The following is a 17,525-nucleotide window of genomic DNA, read 5'->3' as shown; positions in this document are numbered from 1 at the left end:
GCGTGACCGACGCGTCATCGCGCCGGGGCGGTTGCTACGAACGGCTTCGATACACGGCGACGCCTTGCGGCTCGACCTGCGCGGCGCCGAGCACGAACGCCGACGGCGGTACCGCGTCGATCGTGTGCGGTGTGTCGCCGTAGTTGAAGACGTAGGTCAGGCCGCCGCGGCGGCTCACGCGGACGGCGTCGCCGAGCGGCGTCGGGGCCAGGCCGGCTTCGGCCGCGATATCGGCGAACAGGCGCACGGTGGTCGCATCGTCGAACAGCGCGGCCCAGTAATGCAGCGTACCGTGCGATAGGCAGGCCGGATGGCCGTCGGCGAAGCGCGCGTGCACGACGCTGCGCGTGTCGTCGTGCAGCTCGACGAAGTCGCGCCAGTGGCGCGCCGCGCCCGTGAGCGGCGACCCGTCGCGCAGCGTGCCGTCGATCCGTTCGGTCAGGTTCGGCCGCAGCGATTCGACGCGCCACACACGCACCGGCAGGATCGACGCGAGCGGGCCGGGCGGCAGCGCCGGCGGAATCTGCAGGTCGGCGGTTTTCGAGCCGGTGCGCGGGCCGAACACCGCGTGCGCACCCGATGCGGCGAGCCGCGACGCGAAATCGTCCGGCACGATCGGCAGCGGCGGCACGACGACGAGCCGATAGCCGTCGAGCGGTGCATGCGCGGAAACGATGTCGACGTCGAGGCCGAGCGAGCGCAGCGCCGAGTAGTACTCGAACGCGAAGCGCGGGTAGTGGAAATCGGCGCCTTGCGGCTGCACTTCGAACAGCCACTTCGCTTCATAGTCGAACACGAGCGCGACGGGCGCACGCACCGCGCCGTTCGCGTCGGCATCCGCGCCGGCGTCGAGCACGGCGGCGATTTCCCGCGCGACGCGCTGCGCTTCGCGCCCGCCTTCGTCGAGCCTGTCGTCGGGCGTGTGCAGGCCCGCATGCATCTGCTCCTGCGCGAATGGCGCCTGCCGCCAGCGGAAGTACGACACGCAACCGGCGCCGTGCGCGAACGCTTCCCAGCTCCACAGCCGCACCATGCCCGGCAGCGGCGCGGGGTTCCAGTGCGCCCAGTTCACGGGGCCTGGTTGCTGTTCCATCACCCAGAACGGCCGCTTCGACATGCCGCGGTACAGGTCGTGATTGAACGATGCGAAATCCGGATGGCCGGTGCGCAGCCAGCGCGCCTTCACGTCGGGCGCGAACCATTGTTCCTCGAGCGCGCCGAGCGGGTAGCTGTCCCACGTCGCGACGTCGAGGTCGCGCGCGACCTCGTAGTGATCGAACTCGGTGAACAGCTGCATGAAGTTGTGCGCGACCGGCCGGCCCGGCGAATGCGCGCGGATCACGTCGACCTGCATCCGGTGATAGCGCGCGAGCTCGTCGGACGCGAAGCGCCGGTAGTCGAGGCGATGCGACGGATGGGCTTCGGTCACGGTGCCCACGGGCGCGTCCACTTCGTCGAAATGGCGATACTCCATGCTCCAGAACACGGTGCCCCACGCGCGGTTCAGCGCATCGATCGTGCCGTAGCGGGCCTTCAGCCATGCACGGAAGCGCACGAGCGCGGCCGGCGAATAGCTGACGACGGTCTGGTGGCAGCCCAGCTCGTTGTCGGTCTGCCAGTAGCGCACGGCCGGGTGGCGGCCGTAGCGTTCGGCAACGGCCGTGCAGATCTGGCGCGACGCTTCGAGATAGGTCGGCGACGAGAAATCGTAGTGGCGGCGCGAGCCGAACGCGCGCGGCCGGCCGTCGGCGCCGATCGCGAGAATGTCGGGATGGCGGTCGACCAGCCATTTCGGCGGCGTGGCGGTCGGCGTGCACATCACGATCTCGAGGCCGGCCGCGCCGAGCACGTCGACCGCACGGTCGAGCCAGCCCCAGTCGTATTCGCCGGGAGACGGCTCGATGCGGCTCCACGCGAATTCGGCGATCCGCACCTGCTCGATGCCGAGCGCTTTCATCCGGCGGGCATCGTCGGCCCACATCGATTCCGGCCAGTGTTCCGGGTAGTAGCAGACTCCGAGGCGCATGCCGATCCTTATGCGTAGTGGTGAACGTGGACGTCGGCGCGCGCGGGCACCGCGCGGCCGTCTTCGGTGAACAGGTGACAGGCCGCGGCCGGCGCGTGCACGTGCACGCGTTCGCCGGTGCGCACCTGCGCGTCGCCGGGCACCTTCGCGATCAGCGGCGTGGCGTTGGGCTGGCCGGGCTGGTCGAGGTGCACGTAGGTCTGTTCGCCCAGGCGTTCGACGAGCGCGACGTCGCGCGCGAGCGTCGTCGCGTCGGGCGTGGCGCCGAGCGTCAGGTGCTCGGGGCGGATGCCGAGCGTGACGGCGGCGCCGGCGCCCAGCGCCGAGCCGTCTCGCGGCAGCACGAAGGTTTCGCCGGACGGCACGAGCGTAACGGTCGTGCGATGCGCGTCGCACGCGGCCACGACGGCCGGCAGGAAATTCATGCGCGGCGAGCCGATGAAGCCGGCGACGAAGCGGCTGGCCGGATGGTGGTAGAGATCGAGCGGCGCGCCGACCTGTGCGATGCTGCCGTGCCGCGCGGTATCCGCGCCGGCGTGCAGCAGCACGATCTTGTCGGCGAGCGTCATCGCCTCGGTCTGGTCGTGCGTCACGTAGACGACGCTCGCGCGCTCGAATTGCCGATGCAGCCGCGCGATCTCGATGCGGGTCTGGCCGCGCAGCGCCGCGTCGAGGTTCGACAGCGGCTCGTCGAACAGGAACACGCCGGGCTCGCGCACGATCGCGCGGCCGATCGCGACGCGTTGCCGCTGGCCGCCCGACAGCGCCTTCGGCTTGCGCTCGAGCAGCGTGTCGAGCTGCAGGATGCGCGCGGCGTCGCGCACCTTCCGGTCGATCTCGGCCTTCGGCACGCGCGCGAGCTTCAGCCCGAACGCCATGTTCTCGTACACCGTCATGTGCGGAAACAGCGCGTAGCTCTGGAACACCATCGCGACGCCGCGCTCGGCGGCCGGCACGTCGTCGACGCGGCGGCCGTCGATCGACAGCTCGCCCGCGCTCAGATCCTCGAGCCCGGCGATCATGCGCAGCAGCGTCGATTTCCCGCACCCGGACGGCCCGAGAAACACGCAGAACTCGTGCGCGCCGATCTCCAGATCGACGTCGCGAATGACCGGCGCGTGCTCGCCGAAGGCTTTCTGCACGCGCCGCATCGAGATGCTCGCCATTGTCTCCGCTCCATGTTTTAATGCGCCATCCTGCTTGATTAAGCGCTTAATCATCGCGATCAAAAAAAGAGGCGATGCGATCGCGGCCGAGTCGCGCCCGTCGGTCGGGCGGCAAGGTGTGCGGCGATAGTGCGCCGCTTCGGTGAGCGAAGCAAATACTGGATCGACGTCTCATATAGTGGGCAAACGATGGCAACACTGGAAGAAGTGGCGCGCCGCGCCGGCGTGACGGCCGCGACGGTGTCGAATGTGCTGCGCGGCCGCGGGCGGGTCGGCGACGCAACGCGGGCGCGCGTGCTCGAAGCGGTCGACGCGCTCGGCTACCGGCCGCATCTCGCCGCGCGGGCGCTGGCCGAAGGCCGTGCGCCGACGGTCGCGCTGATGGTATCGAGTATCGCGAACCCGTTCTATCCGGAGTTCGCACTGGCGGTCGAGCGCGCGGTGCGCCGCAACGGGCAGTTCCTGATCGTCTGCAATACGAATGAAGACCCGTTGCAGGGGCGCGCGTATCTCGACCAGATCGCCGGCACGGTCTCCGAGGGGATTCTCGTGACCAATGCGAACCTGCACCTGCCGGATCTGCTCGACGTCGCGCGGCGCGGCGTGCCGGTCGTGCTGTGCCTGTGGGAGCGGCCCGACGCGCCGCCCGACGGCCTGCCGTGCGTGGCGATCGATTTCCGCGAGGCCGGACGGATCGCGACGCGGCATCTGCTCGAGCTCGGTCACGAGAAGATCGGCGTGATCGTCGGCGGTGCGGCGAGCGGCGTGCAGGCGGCGCGCTACGACGGCTTCGTCGACGTGATGCGCGACGCGGGGCTCGACGCATCGATCGTCGCGGCCGAGCATGATTCGATCGAAGGCGGACTGCGTGCGGCGGGCCGGCTGCTCGATGCGCACCCGCGGTTGACCGCGCTCGTCGCGACCAACGACCTGCCGGCGATCGGCGCGATGCATGCGGCCGCCGATCGCGGCCGGCGCGTGCCCGACGATCTGTCGATCGTCGGCATCACCGACATCCATCTCGCCCGCGACACGCGGCCCACGCTGACGACCGTCGCGATCCCGACCGCCGAGGCGGCCGGCCTCGCGGTCGAATTGCTCAATACGCTGCGCGAGGCGGGTGGGCAGGGTGGAGACGCATCGCGCGTGCGGGTCGCGTCACCGCCGACGCTGGCGGTGCGCGGGACGACCGGGCCGGTACCGCACGCGGCATAGCGAGGCGCGGGCGGTCGTGCGCCGCCTCAGCCGCCTTCGACGAGCCGCAGCACGATGCTTCTTGCCGACTCGAGATGCGCGACCGTCATCGCGCGTGCCGCGCGTGCATTGCGTTCGCGACATGCCTGCAGAATCGCTTCGTGCTCGACCTGGAACGACGGCGTGTCCGCGAGCAGCGTGGCCTGCAGGCGCTCATAACGTTCGACCTGGCCGCGCAGTTCGCCGATCGACTTCAACTGCCGCGCGTTGCCGCAGCACGAATACAGCAATGCGTGGAATTCACGGTTCAACTCGCCCTGCCGGCGCGGCGCGGTTGCATCGCCGAGCAGCCGATGCACGAGCTCGGCGCGCGCGAGCGTTTCGTCGTCGAGCCGCTTCACGCTGCGGTAGATCGCGTCGCCTTCGAGCAGCACGCGCAGATCGTAGATTTCCTGCACGTCCGATGCGCTCAGCATGCGCACGACCGCGCCGCGATTCCGGAAGATATCGAGCAAACCTTCGCGCTCCAGCCGCTGGATTGCCTCGCGCATCGGGATCCGGCTGATGCCGAACCGCTCGGCCAGGTCGCGCTCGACGAGCCGCTCGCCGGCCGCCAGCTCGCCGTTGATGATCATGTCGCGCAGCGACGCGGCGATCGCGTCCGCCGTGGAGTCGAGTTTGGCTTCCATGCGTGCCTGTTCGTTAATTTTGGAATAATGGTATACCAAACGACCATCCAGTGCCACAATGGCGACCATCGACGGGCTGCACGCAACGGCGTTCGGCCCGGTGGGGCAACCAACATCAATGGAGAGCGAAATGGCATCTGGCGAACACCGGTATCGCGTCGCGGTGGAGTGGACGGGCAATCGCGGCACCGGCACGTCCGGCTATCGCGAGTACGGCCGCGATCATGTGATCCGGGCTGGTTCGAAGCCGGATATCCCCGGTTCGTCGGACCCGGCGTTCCGCGGCGACGCCGCGCGCTGGAACCCCGAAGATCTGCTGCTCGCGTCGGCATCGGCATGCCACGAGCTCTGGTATCTGCATCTGTGCGCCGAGGCCGGCATCCGCGTGCTGGCCTACGTCGACCACGCGGAAGGCACGATGGTCGACAGCGCTGAAGCCGGGCGCTTCACTGAAATCGTGCTGCGCCCGCGGGTGACGATCCGGGCGGGCGACGATCGCGCGCTCGCCGAGCGGCTGCATCACGATGCGCATGCGAAGTGCTACGTGGCGAACTCGGTGAACTTCCCTATTCGGTGCGAGCCGGTGATCGAGGTCGAGGCAGCCTAGCTCGGAGCAATCAGTCCTCGTTCGTAGCCGGACATTTTCGAGCAGATCAATGCGCCTGCATGGACGCTCGGGATAGCGATGCGAGTCGTGCTTCCGATATACGCCCGTTTATTGTGACCGAGTGGGCTACGGGCGCGCCATCGATGTCGAATGCCTCTTGTTTAATTGACTGCATACGATAACGATTATTTTCGGACGGGAGTCGTGCGAGAGAAATCGGAAAACAAAATTTATGCGAAAAGTCAGTCCGATTGTCCGTCAGTATGCCTTACGTATCTGACAGGAAATGTCCACGGCGCATGTCAATCAGACGCATCCGAAATTCACAATTTGTGGTGTTTCTTCAACGGCTTAGCAATTGTTGACAGTGATTTACCAGTGCTTTGGTACGCTCACGCTCGATAATCCAACGAATGGACGCGGGCCGCGTCAACGAGAGTGAACAAAAATACGCATCGCCTGGTGTATTCCAGGCTTCGGGGTATCGTGGTGGCCGTCGCGGAGACGGCGATCGCCGAGGGCAAATCCGCAACAGCCGAGGCACGCGCACGTCGACGCTCGTCGATATCCGGTGTGCACGTCGTAGCAGCGGGCGTTGCTGCGCTTGGCATGTTCCCCACCTTGTCCGATGCGCAGATCGTGCCGACGCCGGGCACCAGCACGCACGTGATCCAGACGCCGAACGGCTTGCCTCAAGTCAACGTGGCGCGACCGTCGAATGCGGGCGTCTCGGTCAACACTTACAACCAGTTCGACGTACAAAAGGCTGGCGCGATCCTGAACAACTCGGCCACGATGGTTCAGACGCAGCAGGCGGGCTGGATCAACGGCAACCCGAATTACGGAGCCGGGCAGGCCGCGCGGATCATCGTCAATCAGGTCAACAGTCCGAATCCTTCCCAAATTCGTGGCGCTTTGGAGATCGCCGGCTCCCGGGCGGAGCTCGTCCTCGCGAATCCGTCGGGCATTTATCTTGATGGCGCGTCCTTCATCAACACCAGTCGCGCAACCCTCACAACGGGCGTGCCGTACTACGGCGCCGATGGTTCGCTCGCCGGTTACAACGTTAACCGCGGGCTCGTGACCGTCTCGGGTGCCGGTTTGAATGCAACCGGTACCGATCAGGTGGATCTTATTGCTCGCGCGGTACAGGTGAACGCGGCGGTCTACGCGAAGAACATGAACGTGATCGCCGGTACGAATCAGGTCAACCACGACACGCTTGCCGCGACGCCGATCGCCGGCGACGGCCCCGCTCCGTCAGTCGCGATCGACGTGAGCCAGTTAGGCGGTATGTATAGTAATCGGATCTTCCTGGCGTCCAACGAGTTCGGTGTCGGGGTCGCCAATGCCGGTACGATCGCTGCGCAGGCCGGTGACCTGACGCTGCAATCAAACGGCCGGCTCGTGCTCACGGGCAAGACCACGGCGAGCGGCAACCTCGCACTATCGGCTACCGGCGGAATTCAGAATAGCGGCACCACGTACGCGCAGCAATCGGCGTCGGTGAATACGGCCGGCGATTTGAAGAATAGCGGCACGCTCGCGGCACGCCAGAATACGATCGTGAACGCCGGCACCGTCAATTCGACGGGTACGCTCGGCGCGGGTGTGAACAACGATGGCTCCGTCGGCCGCGGTGGCGACCTGAACGTCTCGACGTCGGGCCAACTGAGCGCAACCGGCCAGAACGTGGCAGGCGGCAATGCGTCGCTGTCCGGCAGCAGCGTGAATCTCGCCGGCAGCCAGACCGCAGCAAACGGCAATCTGTCGCTGAACGCGAGGGCCGGCGACATGAACCTGTCGAACGCGACGACGAGCGCGCAAGGCGACGTCCACGCGAATGCTTCGGGCACGATGATCAACGATCACGGCAACCTGTCGAGCGGCGGCAGCACGACGCTGACCGGCGGTGCCCTCTCGAACCAGAGCGGCAAGGTTTCGTCACAGAGCGCGTTGTCGGTGAATGTCGCCGGCCAGATCGCCAACCAATCGGGCGAGCTCGTATCCGAAAGCACGGCCGACCTGCGTGGCGGTGATATCGCGAACAACCAGGGCACTATTCAAAGCGCGGCCGGCATGACGGTGGCCGGCGCGTCACTGGACAACACGGCGGGGCGGATCACGTCGCTAAACGCAGACGGCCTCTCGGTCACGACGAGCGGCCAATTGATCAATGCGGCAGGTACCACCGCGAACGGCGCGCAAGGCGGTGTGATCGGCGGCAATGGCGATGTGTCGGTCGGCGGCGCAAACGTTGTCAACCGCAGCACGATCACATCGAACACGAATTTACGTATCGCGGGCCAGTCGGTCGACAACGGCGGCGGCACGCTGCAGGCTGCGCAAAAGATAGCGGTCGATGCGGGCGCGCGCTTGATCAACAACGGCGGCTCGATCGTTGGTCAGACGGCCACGGTCAGCGCGACGACGCTCGACAACAGCGCCGGCACCGTGCAGGCCGACCAGATGTCGCTGACCGCGACCGACCTCGTGAATCACAGCGGCACCATCACGCAGACCGGCGCCGGCGCGATGAACGTGAACGTGTCGGGCACACTCGACAACTCGAATGGCGGCACGCTGCAAACGAACAGTACCGATCTGACGCTCGCACCTGCCGCACTCGTGAACGACGGCGGCACGATCACGCATGCTGGAACCGGCACGCTGACGCTCGGCAATGGTTCGGGCTCGGTATCGAACGTCGGCGGCGCAATCGCGAGCAACGGGCGCGTGGTCGCGCAAGCCGGCACGCTGAACAACACGTCGGGCTCGATCAACGCGCAGAACGGACTGGCGGCAACCGTCGCCGGCACGCTGAACAATGCGAGCGGCAAGCTGTTGTCGAACATGGATCTCGGCGTCACCAGCGGTACGCTGTCGAACGACGGCGGCCAGATCGGTGCCGGCACGAATGCGACGCTCCGCACGAGCTCCATGACGAATCAGGGCGGCTCGATCGTCGCGCCGAATCTGTCTGTCATCGCCGATTCGACGCTCGACAACAGCGGCGGAAAGCTCGAAGCCAATCAGCTTGCGCTGACGGCTGCGAACCTCGTGAATCACGGCGGCACGATCACGCAGTATGGACCGTCGGCGATGGGGATGAACGTCAGCGGCACGCTCGACAACTCGGCCGCCGGCGTGATCCAGACCAATGCCACGGATCTGACGCTTGAGCCGGCCGAGTTGAACAACGCAGGCGGCACCATTACGCATGCTGGCACCGGCACGCTGACGATTGCGCCGGGCAATGGCGCCCGCGCGCTGAACAACGCGTCGGGCACCATCGTGACGAAGGGACAAGCTATCGTCAACGCGGCTTCCTGGAACAACGCGAGCGGTATTCTTGCCGCGCAGCGCGGTATCAACGCCACGATTGCGGGTGACGTGAACAACGCACAGGGCCTGCTGCAATCGGACGCGTCGCTGTCGTTGAAGAACGGTGGCGCTCTGTCAAACCGCGGCGGGCACATCCAGGCGGGGCAATCGACTCCGAGCGACACCAGCACGCTCGCCATTCAATCCGCGTCGATCGACAACGCGGACGGCGCCATTGTCGACCTCGGCGTCGGCAAGATGACGGTGCAAGGCGGCAGCCAGATCGCGAACAGCCATGCCGGAGGTGTATCAGGCATGGGCGCTATTACCGGCAACGGCGACGTGACGGTCAGCGCGGCATCGATCAGCAACACGCAGGGCGGGCAGCTCAGCGGCGCGTCGCTGCACGTACAAGGCAACACCCTCGACAACAGCGGCGGCACCATCGGCAACGTCACGAATTCGAACGGCGACGTGGACGTCACGACGACCGGCGCGATCACGAATACGAACGGACAGATCAGCTCGACGCACGATCTGTCGGTGTCGGCGGCCACGCTGCTGGGCGGCGGCACGTACAGCGCAACGCACGACGCCAACGTGAACCTGCAGGGCGACTACACGGCGGCGTCCGATACGCAGTTCAACGTTGGGCACGATCTCGCCTTCACGCTGCCCGGCACCTTCACGAACATTGCGAACCTGCAATCGGTCAACAACCTGAGCGTCAACGCGGGCAACATCGTCAACGTGGGCGCGTTGACTGCCGGCGGCCTGCTGCACACGCAATCGATCAATCTGACGAACACGGGTGCGCTCGTGGGCGCCAGCGCGTCGCTTAACGCCGTCAATACGATCTCGAACCTCGGCCCGACCGCGCTGATCGGCGCATCCGACAGCAACGGCACGCTCGAAATCCTCGCACGCGACATCGAAAACCGCGACGACACGACCGCGACCGATTCGATGGCGACGACCGCCATCTTCGGGATGGGCAAGGTCGTACTGGGAGGCGGCAAGGACGCGAGCGGCAACTACACGAACGCGGGGCTCGTCAACAATGTGTCGGCGCTGATCCAGTCCGGCAGCGACATGAAACTGCATGCGGACAAGGTGACGAGCACGCGCCGCGTGATGAAGACGTCCACCAGCCAAATCGATCCGGCACTGCTCGCGCAGTTCGGCATCAGCATGTCCGGATGCGTGGCGGTCCACATGGAAGCCTGCGCGGGTCGGGACGTGGGCGGGGTCGACCTTCGCGACCCCGCAGTACGTGAACTTTTTCTGGATTTCGTGGGTGGGGTGCCGACCGATCCGCCGCATAGCGGGCAGTGGAACAGCAACTACCAGAAGACGACGTACTACGCGGACAGCGCAACGGCGACGACCGTGACCGACATCAGTCCGGCCGCGCAGATCGTGTCGGGCGGCAAGATCGACGCATCTTCGGTCGGCACGCTGCAGAACTACTGGAGCAATATCGCGGCGGTCGGTGACATCAAGGTGCCGGGGCACTACGACGCCGACGGCTGGGCGGCGACCGGGCAGAAACTGCCGGGCGTGACGGTGTCCTACTCGGGGCAATACCACTACAACAACTACGACAACACTGAACACGACTGGCAACTGCCGTTCGGCAATGCGCCGTTCGTGACGGGGCGCCCGGGTGGCTATACGCAGGCGGCGCCGGCGTCGATCAAGGATTACACGCTGCCGGGCTATTTTTCGACGCTGAGTTCCAACGGCACGATCTCGGGTACGGGCGTCAGTGTCAGCAACACGGCGGCCAACACATCGATTCCGTCGCTCGGCTTGTTGCCGGGACAGTCGGTGCCGGGCCTCACGCCCACCAACCTGAGTGGTAACGCGAGCGGCGCGAAATCGGGGGCGTCGTCGGTGCACGGCGGTCCGCCGGCGCCGGTCGATCCGATCATCGCCAGTGCAACGGCGCTGAACGTCCTGAATAACCTCACCATTCCGCAAGGAGGCTTGTTCAAGCCGACCACCGCGCCGAACGCGAGCTACGTGATCGAGACGAACCCGGCTTTCACGAACCAGAAGAACTTCATTTCGAGCGACTACTTCTTCGGACAGCTCGGCGTCGACCTCACGCATATCCCGAAGCGGCTCGGCGACGGCTTCTATGAGCAGCAGCTCGTACGCAATCAAGTGACGGCGCTGACCGGCAAGGCGGTGCTCGGCCCGTACGCGGACCTGCAGACGATGTATCAGTCGTTGATGACGGCAGGCGCGGATCTGTCGAGGTCGCTCGATCTTCCCATGGGTGCGAGCCTGTCGGCCGAGCAGGTGTCGAAGCTGACCGGCAACGTGATCATGATGGAGGCGCGCGTGGTCGACGGCCAGTCGGTGCTGGTGCCGGTCGTATATCTCGCGCAGGCGAATCAGCAGAATATCAACGGCCCGCTGATCAGCGCGACGAACATCGATTTCCAGAATGCGCAGTCGTTCACGAACAGCGGCACGATCAAGGCCGACAACACGCTGGAGATCCAGGGCAAGCAGATCGACAGCGCGTTCGGCGCATTGCAAAGCGGTGGGCTGATGTCGCTGAAGACCGACAACAACATCGATCTGACGTCGGCCAACGTGAAGGCTGGCAGCCTGCAGCTGGATGCCGGGAAAAACCTGGTTCTCGATACGGCGACGAAGACGAACACGCGCGTGAGCCGGGACGGCGCGACGAGCGTGGTGACGACGCTCGGGCCGACCGCCAAACTCGACGTGGCGGGCAATGCGTCGATCACGACGGGCGGCAACTTCCAGCAGAACGCGGGCAACCTGTCGGTCGGCGGCAATCTCGGGATGAATGTCGGCGGCAACTGGGATCTCGGCGCGGTCCAGACCGGCGAGCACAAGATCGTGCAGCGCGCGAACGGCGTGTCGAATACCGACATCAACAAGGTCACCGGCAGCACTGTGCAGGTTGGCGGTGCTTCACTGATTGGCGTCGGCGGAGATCTGACCGCCAAGGGTGCGCAGATCGACCTCGGCCAAGGCGGGGCGATCGCAGCCAAGGGCAACGTCACGCTCGGCGCAGCGAGCGCGACGTCGACGGTGAACAGCAACAGCTCGGGTCGCGACAGGCACGGCAGCTCCGCGGATACGTTGCACACGTCGGATCAGGCGCTGACCGGAACGACGCTTAAAGGCAGCGACACGGTCACGATTGCGTCGGGCAAGGATCTCACGATCAGTGGCAGCACGGTTAGCCTCGACAAGGGGAATGCGAACCTGATGGCGGCCGGCGACGTGAATATCGGCGCAGCGACCGAAACGCATGAGCTGAACTCACACGAGACGCATAGCCACAGCAACGTCGTGAGCGGCGTGAAGGTCGCGAGCGGGATCGACCAGACGATGACGCTGAATCAGGGTAGTCTGGTATCAGCGGACGGTGCGAACATCGTCAGTGGAAAGGACGTCAATGTTCAGGGCAGCACCATCGTCGGAACGAATGACGTGACGCTCACGGCAGCGCGTAACGTAACGGTCACGACGTCGCAGGATACCTTGCAGTCGTCGAGCTACTACAACAAGAAGGAATCCGGGCTGATGTCGGGCGGCGGACTGTCGGTGTCGGTGGGCAGCAGTTCGCTGAAGACAACCAACCAGAGCGCCGAGGTGTCGAACAACGCCAGCACGATCGGCTCACTGAACGGCAACCTGAGCATCGCGGCTGGCAACGATCTGCACGTGACCGGCAGCGACCTGATCGCGGCGAAGAATCTCAGCGGGACAGGCGCGAACGTTACGATTGACGCCGCGCAGGACAAGAACCACCGCGGCGAGACGCAGGAAGTGTCGAAGAGCGGCCTGACGCTGGCGCTGAAGGCGCCGGTAATCGACGCGGTGTCGAATGCGGTGGGTCAATCGCGTGCGTCCAGTAATAGCCAGGATGGCCGTGCAGCAGCGCTGCACGGGATGGCCGCGGCGAGCGCGGCATGGGATGCGAACATGGCCGCGGGCGATGTGGTCCGGGCGCTGGGGGCGGGCGAAACGCCTCAGTTCAAGGTCGAAGTCAGCGTCGGCAGCAGTCACAGCAAGAGCGCATTCTCCGAAGACAGCTTGACGAATCGCGGCTCGAACGTGAATGCAGGCGGGACCGTGGCGTTTGCGGCGACCGGCAACGGTCAGGCTGGCAGCGGCAATGTGACGATCGCCGGCTCGAACGTGAACGCGAACGATGTGATTCTGGCGGCGAAGAATCAGGTCAATATCGTCAATACGACGGATACGGATTCGACGCGCAGCACGAACGACTCGAAGAGTGCGAGCGTGGGCGTGTCGGTCGGCACGGGCGGCTTTGGTATCTCGGCGGCGATGTCGAAAGCCAATGGCGACGGCAACAGCGATCTGGCCACGCAGAACAACAGTCACGTGAATGCGGCAAACGGCGTGACGATCATTTCGGGCGGTGATACGAACATCATCGGCTCGAACGTGAACGGCAACCAGGTGAATGCCGATGTGGGCGGGAACCTGAACATTGTGAGCGTCCAGGACACGTTGTCGAGCGCGGCGCATCAGTCGAGTTCGGGTGGCGGTTTCAGCATCAGTCAGGGTGGCGCCAGCGCGAGCTTCAGCCAGAGCAAGGGCAACGCGTCGGGCAGCTATGCGGGCGTCAACGAGCAAGCCGGGATCCAAGCGGGTGATGGCGGCTTCAATATCAACGTCACCGGCAATACCGACCTGAAAGGCGGGCTGATCGCGAGTAGCGCGGATGCGGCGAAGAATTCGCTGACGACGGGTTCCCTCTCGTTCTCGGACATCCAGAACCAGTCGCACTACGACGCGAGCTCGAGCGGCTTTAGTGCGGGCGCGACGACCGGCGACGGCGGGATGAACTACAGCACGCACGGTAGCGCGTCGGGCAAGAATGCCGGTGGTGCCGCACCGATGCTTGGCCAAAACGACAGCGGCAGTGATAGCGCGACGACGAAGAGCGGCGTGAGTGCGGGGACCATTACGATTACGGATTCGGCAAACCAGAAGCAGGATGTGGCGAGCTTGAATCGTGATACGGCGGACACGAATGGTACGGTCGCCAAACTTCCCGACATGCAGAACCTGCTGGCCAATCAAGCGGACATGATGGCCGCAGCCAGCGCGGCCGGCGAAGCGGTGTCGCGCCGGATCGGGGACTACGCGGACAAGATGATGAAAGACGCCGCCGCGAACGGTGATCAGGCGGGAGTCGACGCGTGGAAGGAAGGTGGAGCAAATCGCGCGCTGATGCAAGGTGCCGGTGCGGCGCTGGTGACAGGGCTGGCGGGCGGTAATGCGGTAGGCGGTGCCGCCGGTGCCGCGATTGCATCGATAGCGTCGGGCAAGCTGAACGAGCTGAGCAGCGCGATCGCAGGCAGCGATCCGACCGGCAACGCCAATATGAATCAGGCACTGGGCAACATCGTGGCGAACGCGCTTGCGACGGGTGCCGGCGCTGCTGTGGGCGGTGAAGCGGGAGCGTTCTCGGGGTACAACGTTGATCGGTTTAACCGGCAGCTTCACCCTGATGAAAGACAGTGGGCGAAGGACAAGGCGAAGGACTTCGCGAAGTTCTATGAAGAAAAGACCGGGAAAGCACTCACCGTGGAACAAGCGCGGAATATGTTGCTGGCGAACGGCTATCGTTTGGTGGACGCGGCGGCAAGCAAGGGGCCGGGAGGGGACGCAACCGCGGTCGCCTATATCAGTCAGAATGGTGGCGGACTGTTCCATGCGACGCCGGCGGAGTACAACAGTCCGTTCTTGTCTGGGAACAAGGATGGTTCACTGACGCCGGAGCAGAAGGCGTTGCCGGGCGCAGTGGCTAATCCAAAGGCCGGACTCGTCATTGCCGGCGGGCTGGTAACTGCTGGGTTGGCGCCAGAGATTGCTGCAGGGTTAGCTGCTATCCCGGGCGCGCCAATTTTTGGTTCAACTGGAGCGTTGGGATCCAGCGCGTGGACGTCGCCTGTTGGGATTGGCGTCCTAACTGGTGGTGTAAATGCGACTTCACAGTACATTCAGAATGGCACGGTCAATCCAGTCGATGTTGGGTATGCCGCAATGGCTGGCGGAGCCGGCACCTATACCAAGTTCTTTGGGAACGTCGTAATAAATTCTGTAACAGGTGCTCTTGATACTGTCACAAACAATGCGATTTCCGGGAAACACGACAGCATTGCAACCGGCGCGGCAGTGAACGCAGGTGCGGCGGCTATCGGCTATGTGACGGGGCTCGCCATGCAAAATCTAATTTCTGCGTTGGCGAAATCCGGGATGGGTAGCTTCGGTTGGTCCGGAACTGGAGTTTGGTCGGGATCATCGGGACAAAATCTGTTTAACCCGAACAATGTTCCTGCAATTGGTGCTGGTATCGGTGGTGCAGCCGGCGCTGAAGCAGGAACGAAAGCGATAAACGATGCCAAATCTCGAATTGGGAAGTGAAGAAATGCTTAGATTGATTGCCTTGTATTTAGTGGCTTTCTTGCTTTCATTTATATGCTTTGCCTCCATAAAGGCATTTGTAATGATTTTTGTAGCCTATTTTTATGGCGGTGGCTTCTTGTGGGCGAGCAACGATACGAGATTCGTTTTGGTGAACGGAACTCTGTTGGGGCTTGTTTTTTGTATCTTCGCGACGGTGGCTTTTGTGCGAAAAAAATGATCCTCGATGGCGATACGAACATCATTGGCTCGAACGTGAAGGGCAATCACGTGAATGCCGATGTGGGCGGGAATCTGAACATTGTGAGCGTCCAGGACACGTTGTCGAGCGCGGCGCATCAGTCGAGTTCGGGTGGCGGTTTCAGCATCAGTCAGGGTGGCGCCAGCGCGAGCTTCAGCCAGAGCAAGGGGAATGCGTCGGGCAGCTATGCGGGCGTCAACGAGCAAGGACGCGGTTTGGCACCTGACTACATGACGGTCAATGTGGGCGCGCTTTCTGGAAACGTAAGTGGTACGGTGAATCTGTACGACGGTTCGACGTATGTTTCGGGAGGCGTTTCCATGACCAACCCATCTTCGGTGTCGTACAGACCCGGGGTCAGTTCGACTATCGGCTACATACTCGGGGCAGACACCGTGACGAAAGCAGGAAACTTCTTGACAGGGGATGGAAATCAGGCGTTCATTTCTGTGCCTACCCCATTTGGCGTCAATGTGATTGGTGCAATAACTCACGCCTATGGCGGAAGTACCGCAGTTGAATTTGGTATTGGTCAGCCGGGTTCTATTTCCTTCGGCGTAATGCCGTGGGGCCATTCATCCGAAGTAACTGGGCATGGAAAATAGGAGGCTTAAATGGCTGCAGTCGGCGGAGGACCGAATCCGGATCAGTGGGCCAAGATGACGCGTGGACAAAAAATTGCTTACTGGGTTAGTGTAACCGCTGCTTGCGCATTTATTGGCGGACGTCTGATAAGAAAATGGTTTTATTAGGCGCTTGGCATACTGATCAGATTAATAGCGGTCGATAAGCTGAACGAGTTGAGCGGCGCGATTGCAAGCAGCGATCCGACCAGCAACGCCAATATGGGAGCAGGCCGCTTTGTCGAGCAACTCGGGAAAACCGGCAGGCCCTGGCTTCCGGGCTCCGGACTATTCGTCCGCGAATGGGTCCGGTATGAGTGTCGCCTACGGAACATCTGTGAACTTGCAACGGTATCGAAGCCTGTCGGGGGTTCCTATTGGTGAAACTTAAAATGTGGTTGCAATTTTCGGTAATTGCAATTTTTGTGGTGGCAGTGATCAGCCTTGTTCGATCCTGTCAAGCTGATCCTGCGCAGACTCAGTTATTCGATCAGCTGGCGATGATGCGCGACGATATGCAGGCGATTATTAACGATGGCGGACGCGTTGTTCGTTATGATAATAATGGGAAAACAACGTTTTCGAGAGTTTATCTCCTGCTGAGTATTGAGCGGAAAACGTGGAGCGTTGATCTACAGAGAATCTACGGCAATACATTGCTCGCGCGCGGATGGGTGATGGTAAAAACGAGGCTGGCGAACGATCGTTTTGTAAGGGCGGTGCCTTTGCATCAGTAACTGCTCCGGCAACTGACAGGAATGGTTCAATAGCGATGGTTTTCGACGCCGCGAGTATTTCTAAGTGCCAGAAATTGCTGCGTACAAGCGAGGCGCGTTGACTAGCTTATCAACTGATATTCAATCATGAAATTTCAGTGCGCGCAGGATGTGGAGTTGGTTGGGGTCTGTAATATGTTTGGTTTATTATTTTTTATTTTTATGATTTTTATTCTTTGCATTCGTCAAAGTATTTGTCATGATTTTGGCGGCTTATTTTTATGGTGACAGTTTCTTATGGGGGGAGGCGACGCCAGATTAATTTTGGTGGGCGGCGCACTATCTGGGCTTGTATTTTGCATTTTCGCGACGGTGGCTTTTGTGCGAAAAATGATCGTGATGCCATTGTGAAATTCGATTCAATCGGCATCTGCATGATGTTGGTGTGTAAATCAATCGGGGCAGACCGGGCTGAAGATTCCATGCAAA

At 63.1% G+C, this 17,525-nt stretch carries 7 protein-coding genes and 1 pseudogene; 5 read left to right on the top strand and 3 right to left on the bottom strand.

Features of this window, described 5'->3' with window-relative positions; genetic code table 11:
• Positions 1-34: 34 nt before the first annotated feature.
• On the bottom strand, positions 35-2,026 hold the full coding sequence (locus CFB35_RS28330) for a beta-galactosidase (protein ID WP_089465875.1): 1,992 nt from the start codon (positions 2,024-2,026) through the stop codon (positions 35-37).
• 8 nt (positions 2,027-2,034) lie between these two features.
• A complete protein-coding gene (locus CFB35_RS28325; protein ID WP_089465874.1) occupies positions 2,035-3,192 on the bottom strand; it encodes an ABC transporter ATP-binding protein in 1,158 nt (385 codons plus the stop codon).
• 189 nt (positions 3,193-3,381) lie between these two features.
• Here CFB35_RS28325 and CFB35_RS28320 point away from each other — a divergent pair, with 189 nt between their 5' ends.
• The gene (locus CFB35_RS28320) at positions 3,382-4,407 is read left to right on the top strand and encodes a LacI family DNA-binding transcriptional regulator (RefSeq protein ID WP_060011182.1); all 1,026 of its coding nucleotides are present in this window, start codon (positions 3,382-3,384) and stop codon (positions 4,405-4,407) included.
• Positions 4,408-4,433: 26 nt separating this feature from the next.
• On the opposite strand, the gene CFB35_RS28315 is transcribed toward CFB35_RS28320, so the two are convergent.
• Positions 4,434-5,075, bottom strand: coding sequence for a GntR family transcriptional regulator (locus CFB35_RS28315; RefSeq protein WP_089465873.1), 642 nt, complete (start codon positions 5,073-5,075; stop codon positions 4,434-4,436).
• A gap of 130 nt (positions 5,076-5,205) precedes the next feature.
• Between CFB35_RS28315 and CFB35_RS28310 the strand changes: the two genes are divergently transcribed.
• The 4 genes and pseudogenes from CFB35_RS28310 (at position 5,206) to CFB35_RS34680 (ending at position 17,057) form a co-directional block, all read left to right on the top strand.
• Positions 5,206-5,682, top strand: a complete 477-nt coding sequence (locus tag CFB35_RS28310) for an OsmC family protein (RefSeq protein ID WP_089465872.1) — start codon at positions 5,206-5,208, stop codon at positions 5,680-5,682.
• A gap of 438 nt (positions 5,683-6,120) precedes the next feature.
• The gene (locus CFB35_RS28305) at positions 6,121-15,456 is read left to right on the top strand and encodes a hemagglutinin repeat-containing protein (RefSeq protein ID WP_179231804.1); all 9,336 of its coding nucleotides are present in this window, start codon (positions 6,121-6,123) and stop codon (positions 15,454-15,456) included.
• 216 nt (positions 15,457-15,672) lie between these two features.
• Positions 15,673-16,302: pseudogene (locus tag CFB35_RS28300) on the top strand (polymorphic toxin type 22 domain-containing protein); the annotation flags it as partial.
• A gap of 410 nt (positions 16,303-16,712) precedes the next feature.
• The gene (locus CFB35_RS34680) at positions 16,713-17,057 is read left to right on the top strand and encodes a hypothetical protein (protein ID WP_143328766.1); all 345 of its coding nucleotides are present in this window, start codon (positions 16,713-16,715) and stop codon (positions 17,055-17,057) included.
• Positions 17,058-17,525: the final 468 nt, after the last annotated feature.

Origin of the sequence: Burkholderia sp. AU16482 (assembly GCF_002223285.1) — a bacterium.
Lineage (GTDB): Bacteria > Pseudomonadota > Gammaproteobacteria > Burkholderiales > Burkholderiaceae > Burkholderia > Burkholderia semiarida.
The sequence above is the reverse complement of the archived record's forward strand: the minus strand, read 5'-3'. Positions and strand labels throughout refer to the sequence as shown.

Bases quoted from the DNA above. Each gene is read 5' to 3' on its own strand.
- CFB35_RS28330 (WP_089465875.1), bottom strand. From the start codon at position 2,026: ATGCGCCTCGGAGTCTGCTACTACCCGGAACACTGGCCGGAATCGATG.
- CFB35_RS28325 (WP_089465874.1), bottom strand. From the start codon at position 3,192: ATGGCGAGCATCTCGATGCGGCGCGTGCAGAAAGCCTTCGGCGAGCAC.
- CFB35_RS28320 (WP_060011182.1), top strand. From the start codon at position 3,382: ATGGCAACACTGGAAGAAGTGGCGCGCCGCGCCGGCGTGACGGCCGCG.
- CFB35_RS28315 (WP_089465873.1), bottom strand. From the start codon at position 5,075: ATGGAAGCCAAACTCGACTCCACGGCGGACGCGATCGCCGCGTCGCTG.
- CFB35_RS28310 (WP_089465872.1), top strand. From the start codon at position 5,206: ATGGCATCTGGCGAACACCGGTATCGCGTCGCGGTGGAGTGGACGGGC.
- CFB35_RS34680 (WP_143328766.1), top strand. From the start codon at position 16,713: ATGTGGTTGCAATTTTCGGTAATTGCAATTTTTGTGGTGGCAGTGATC.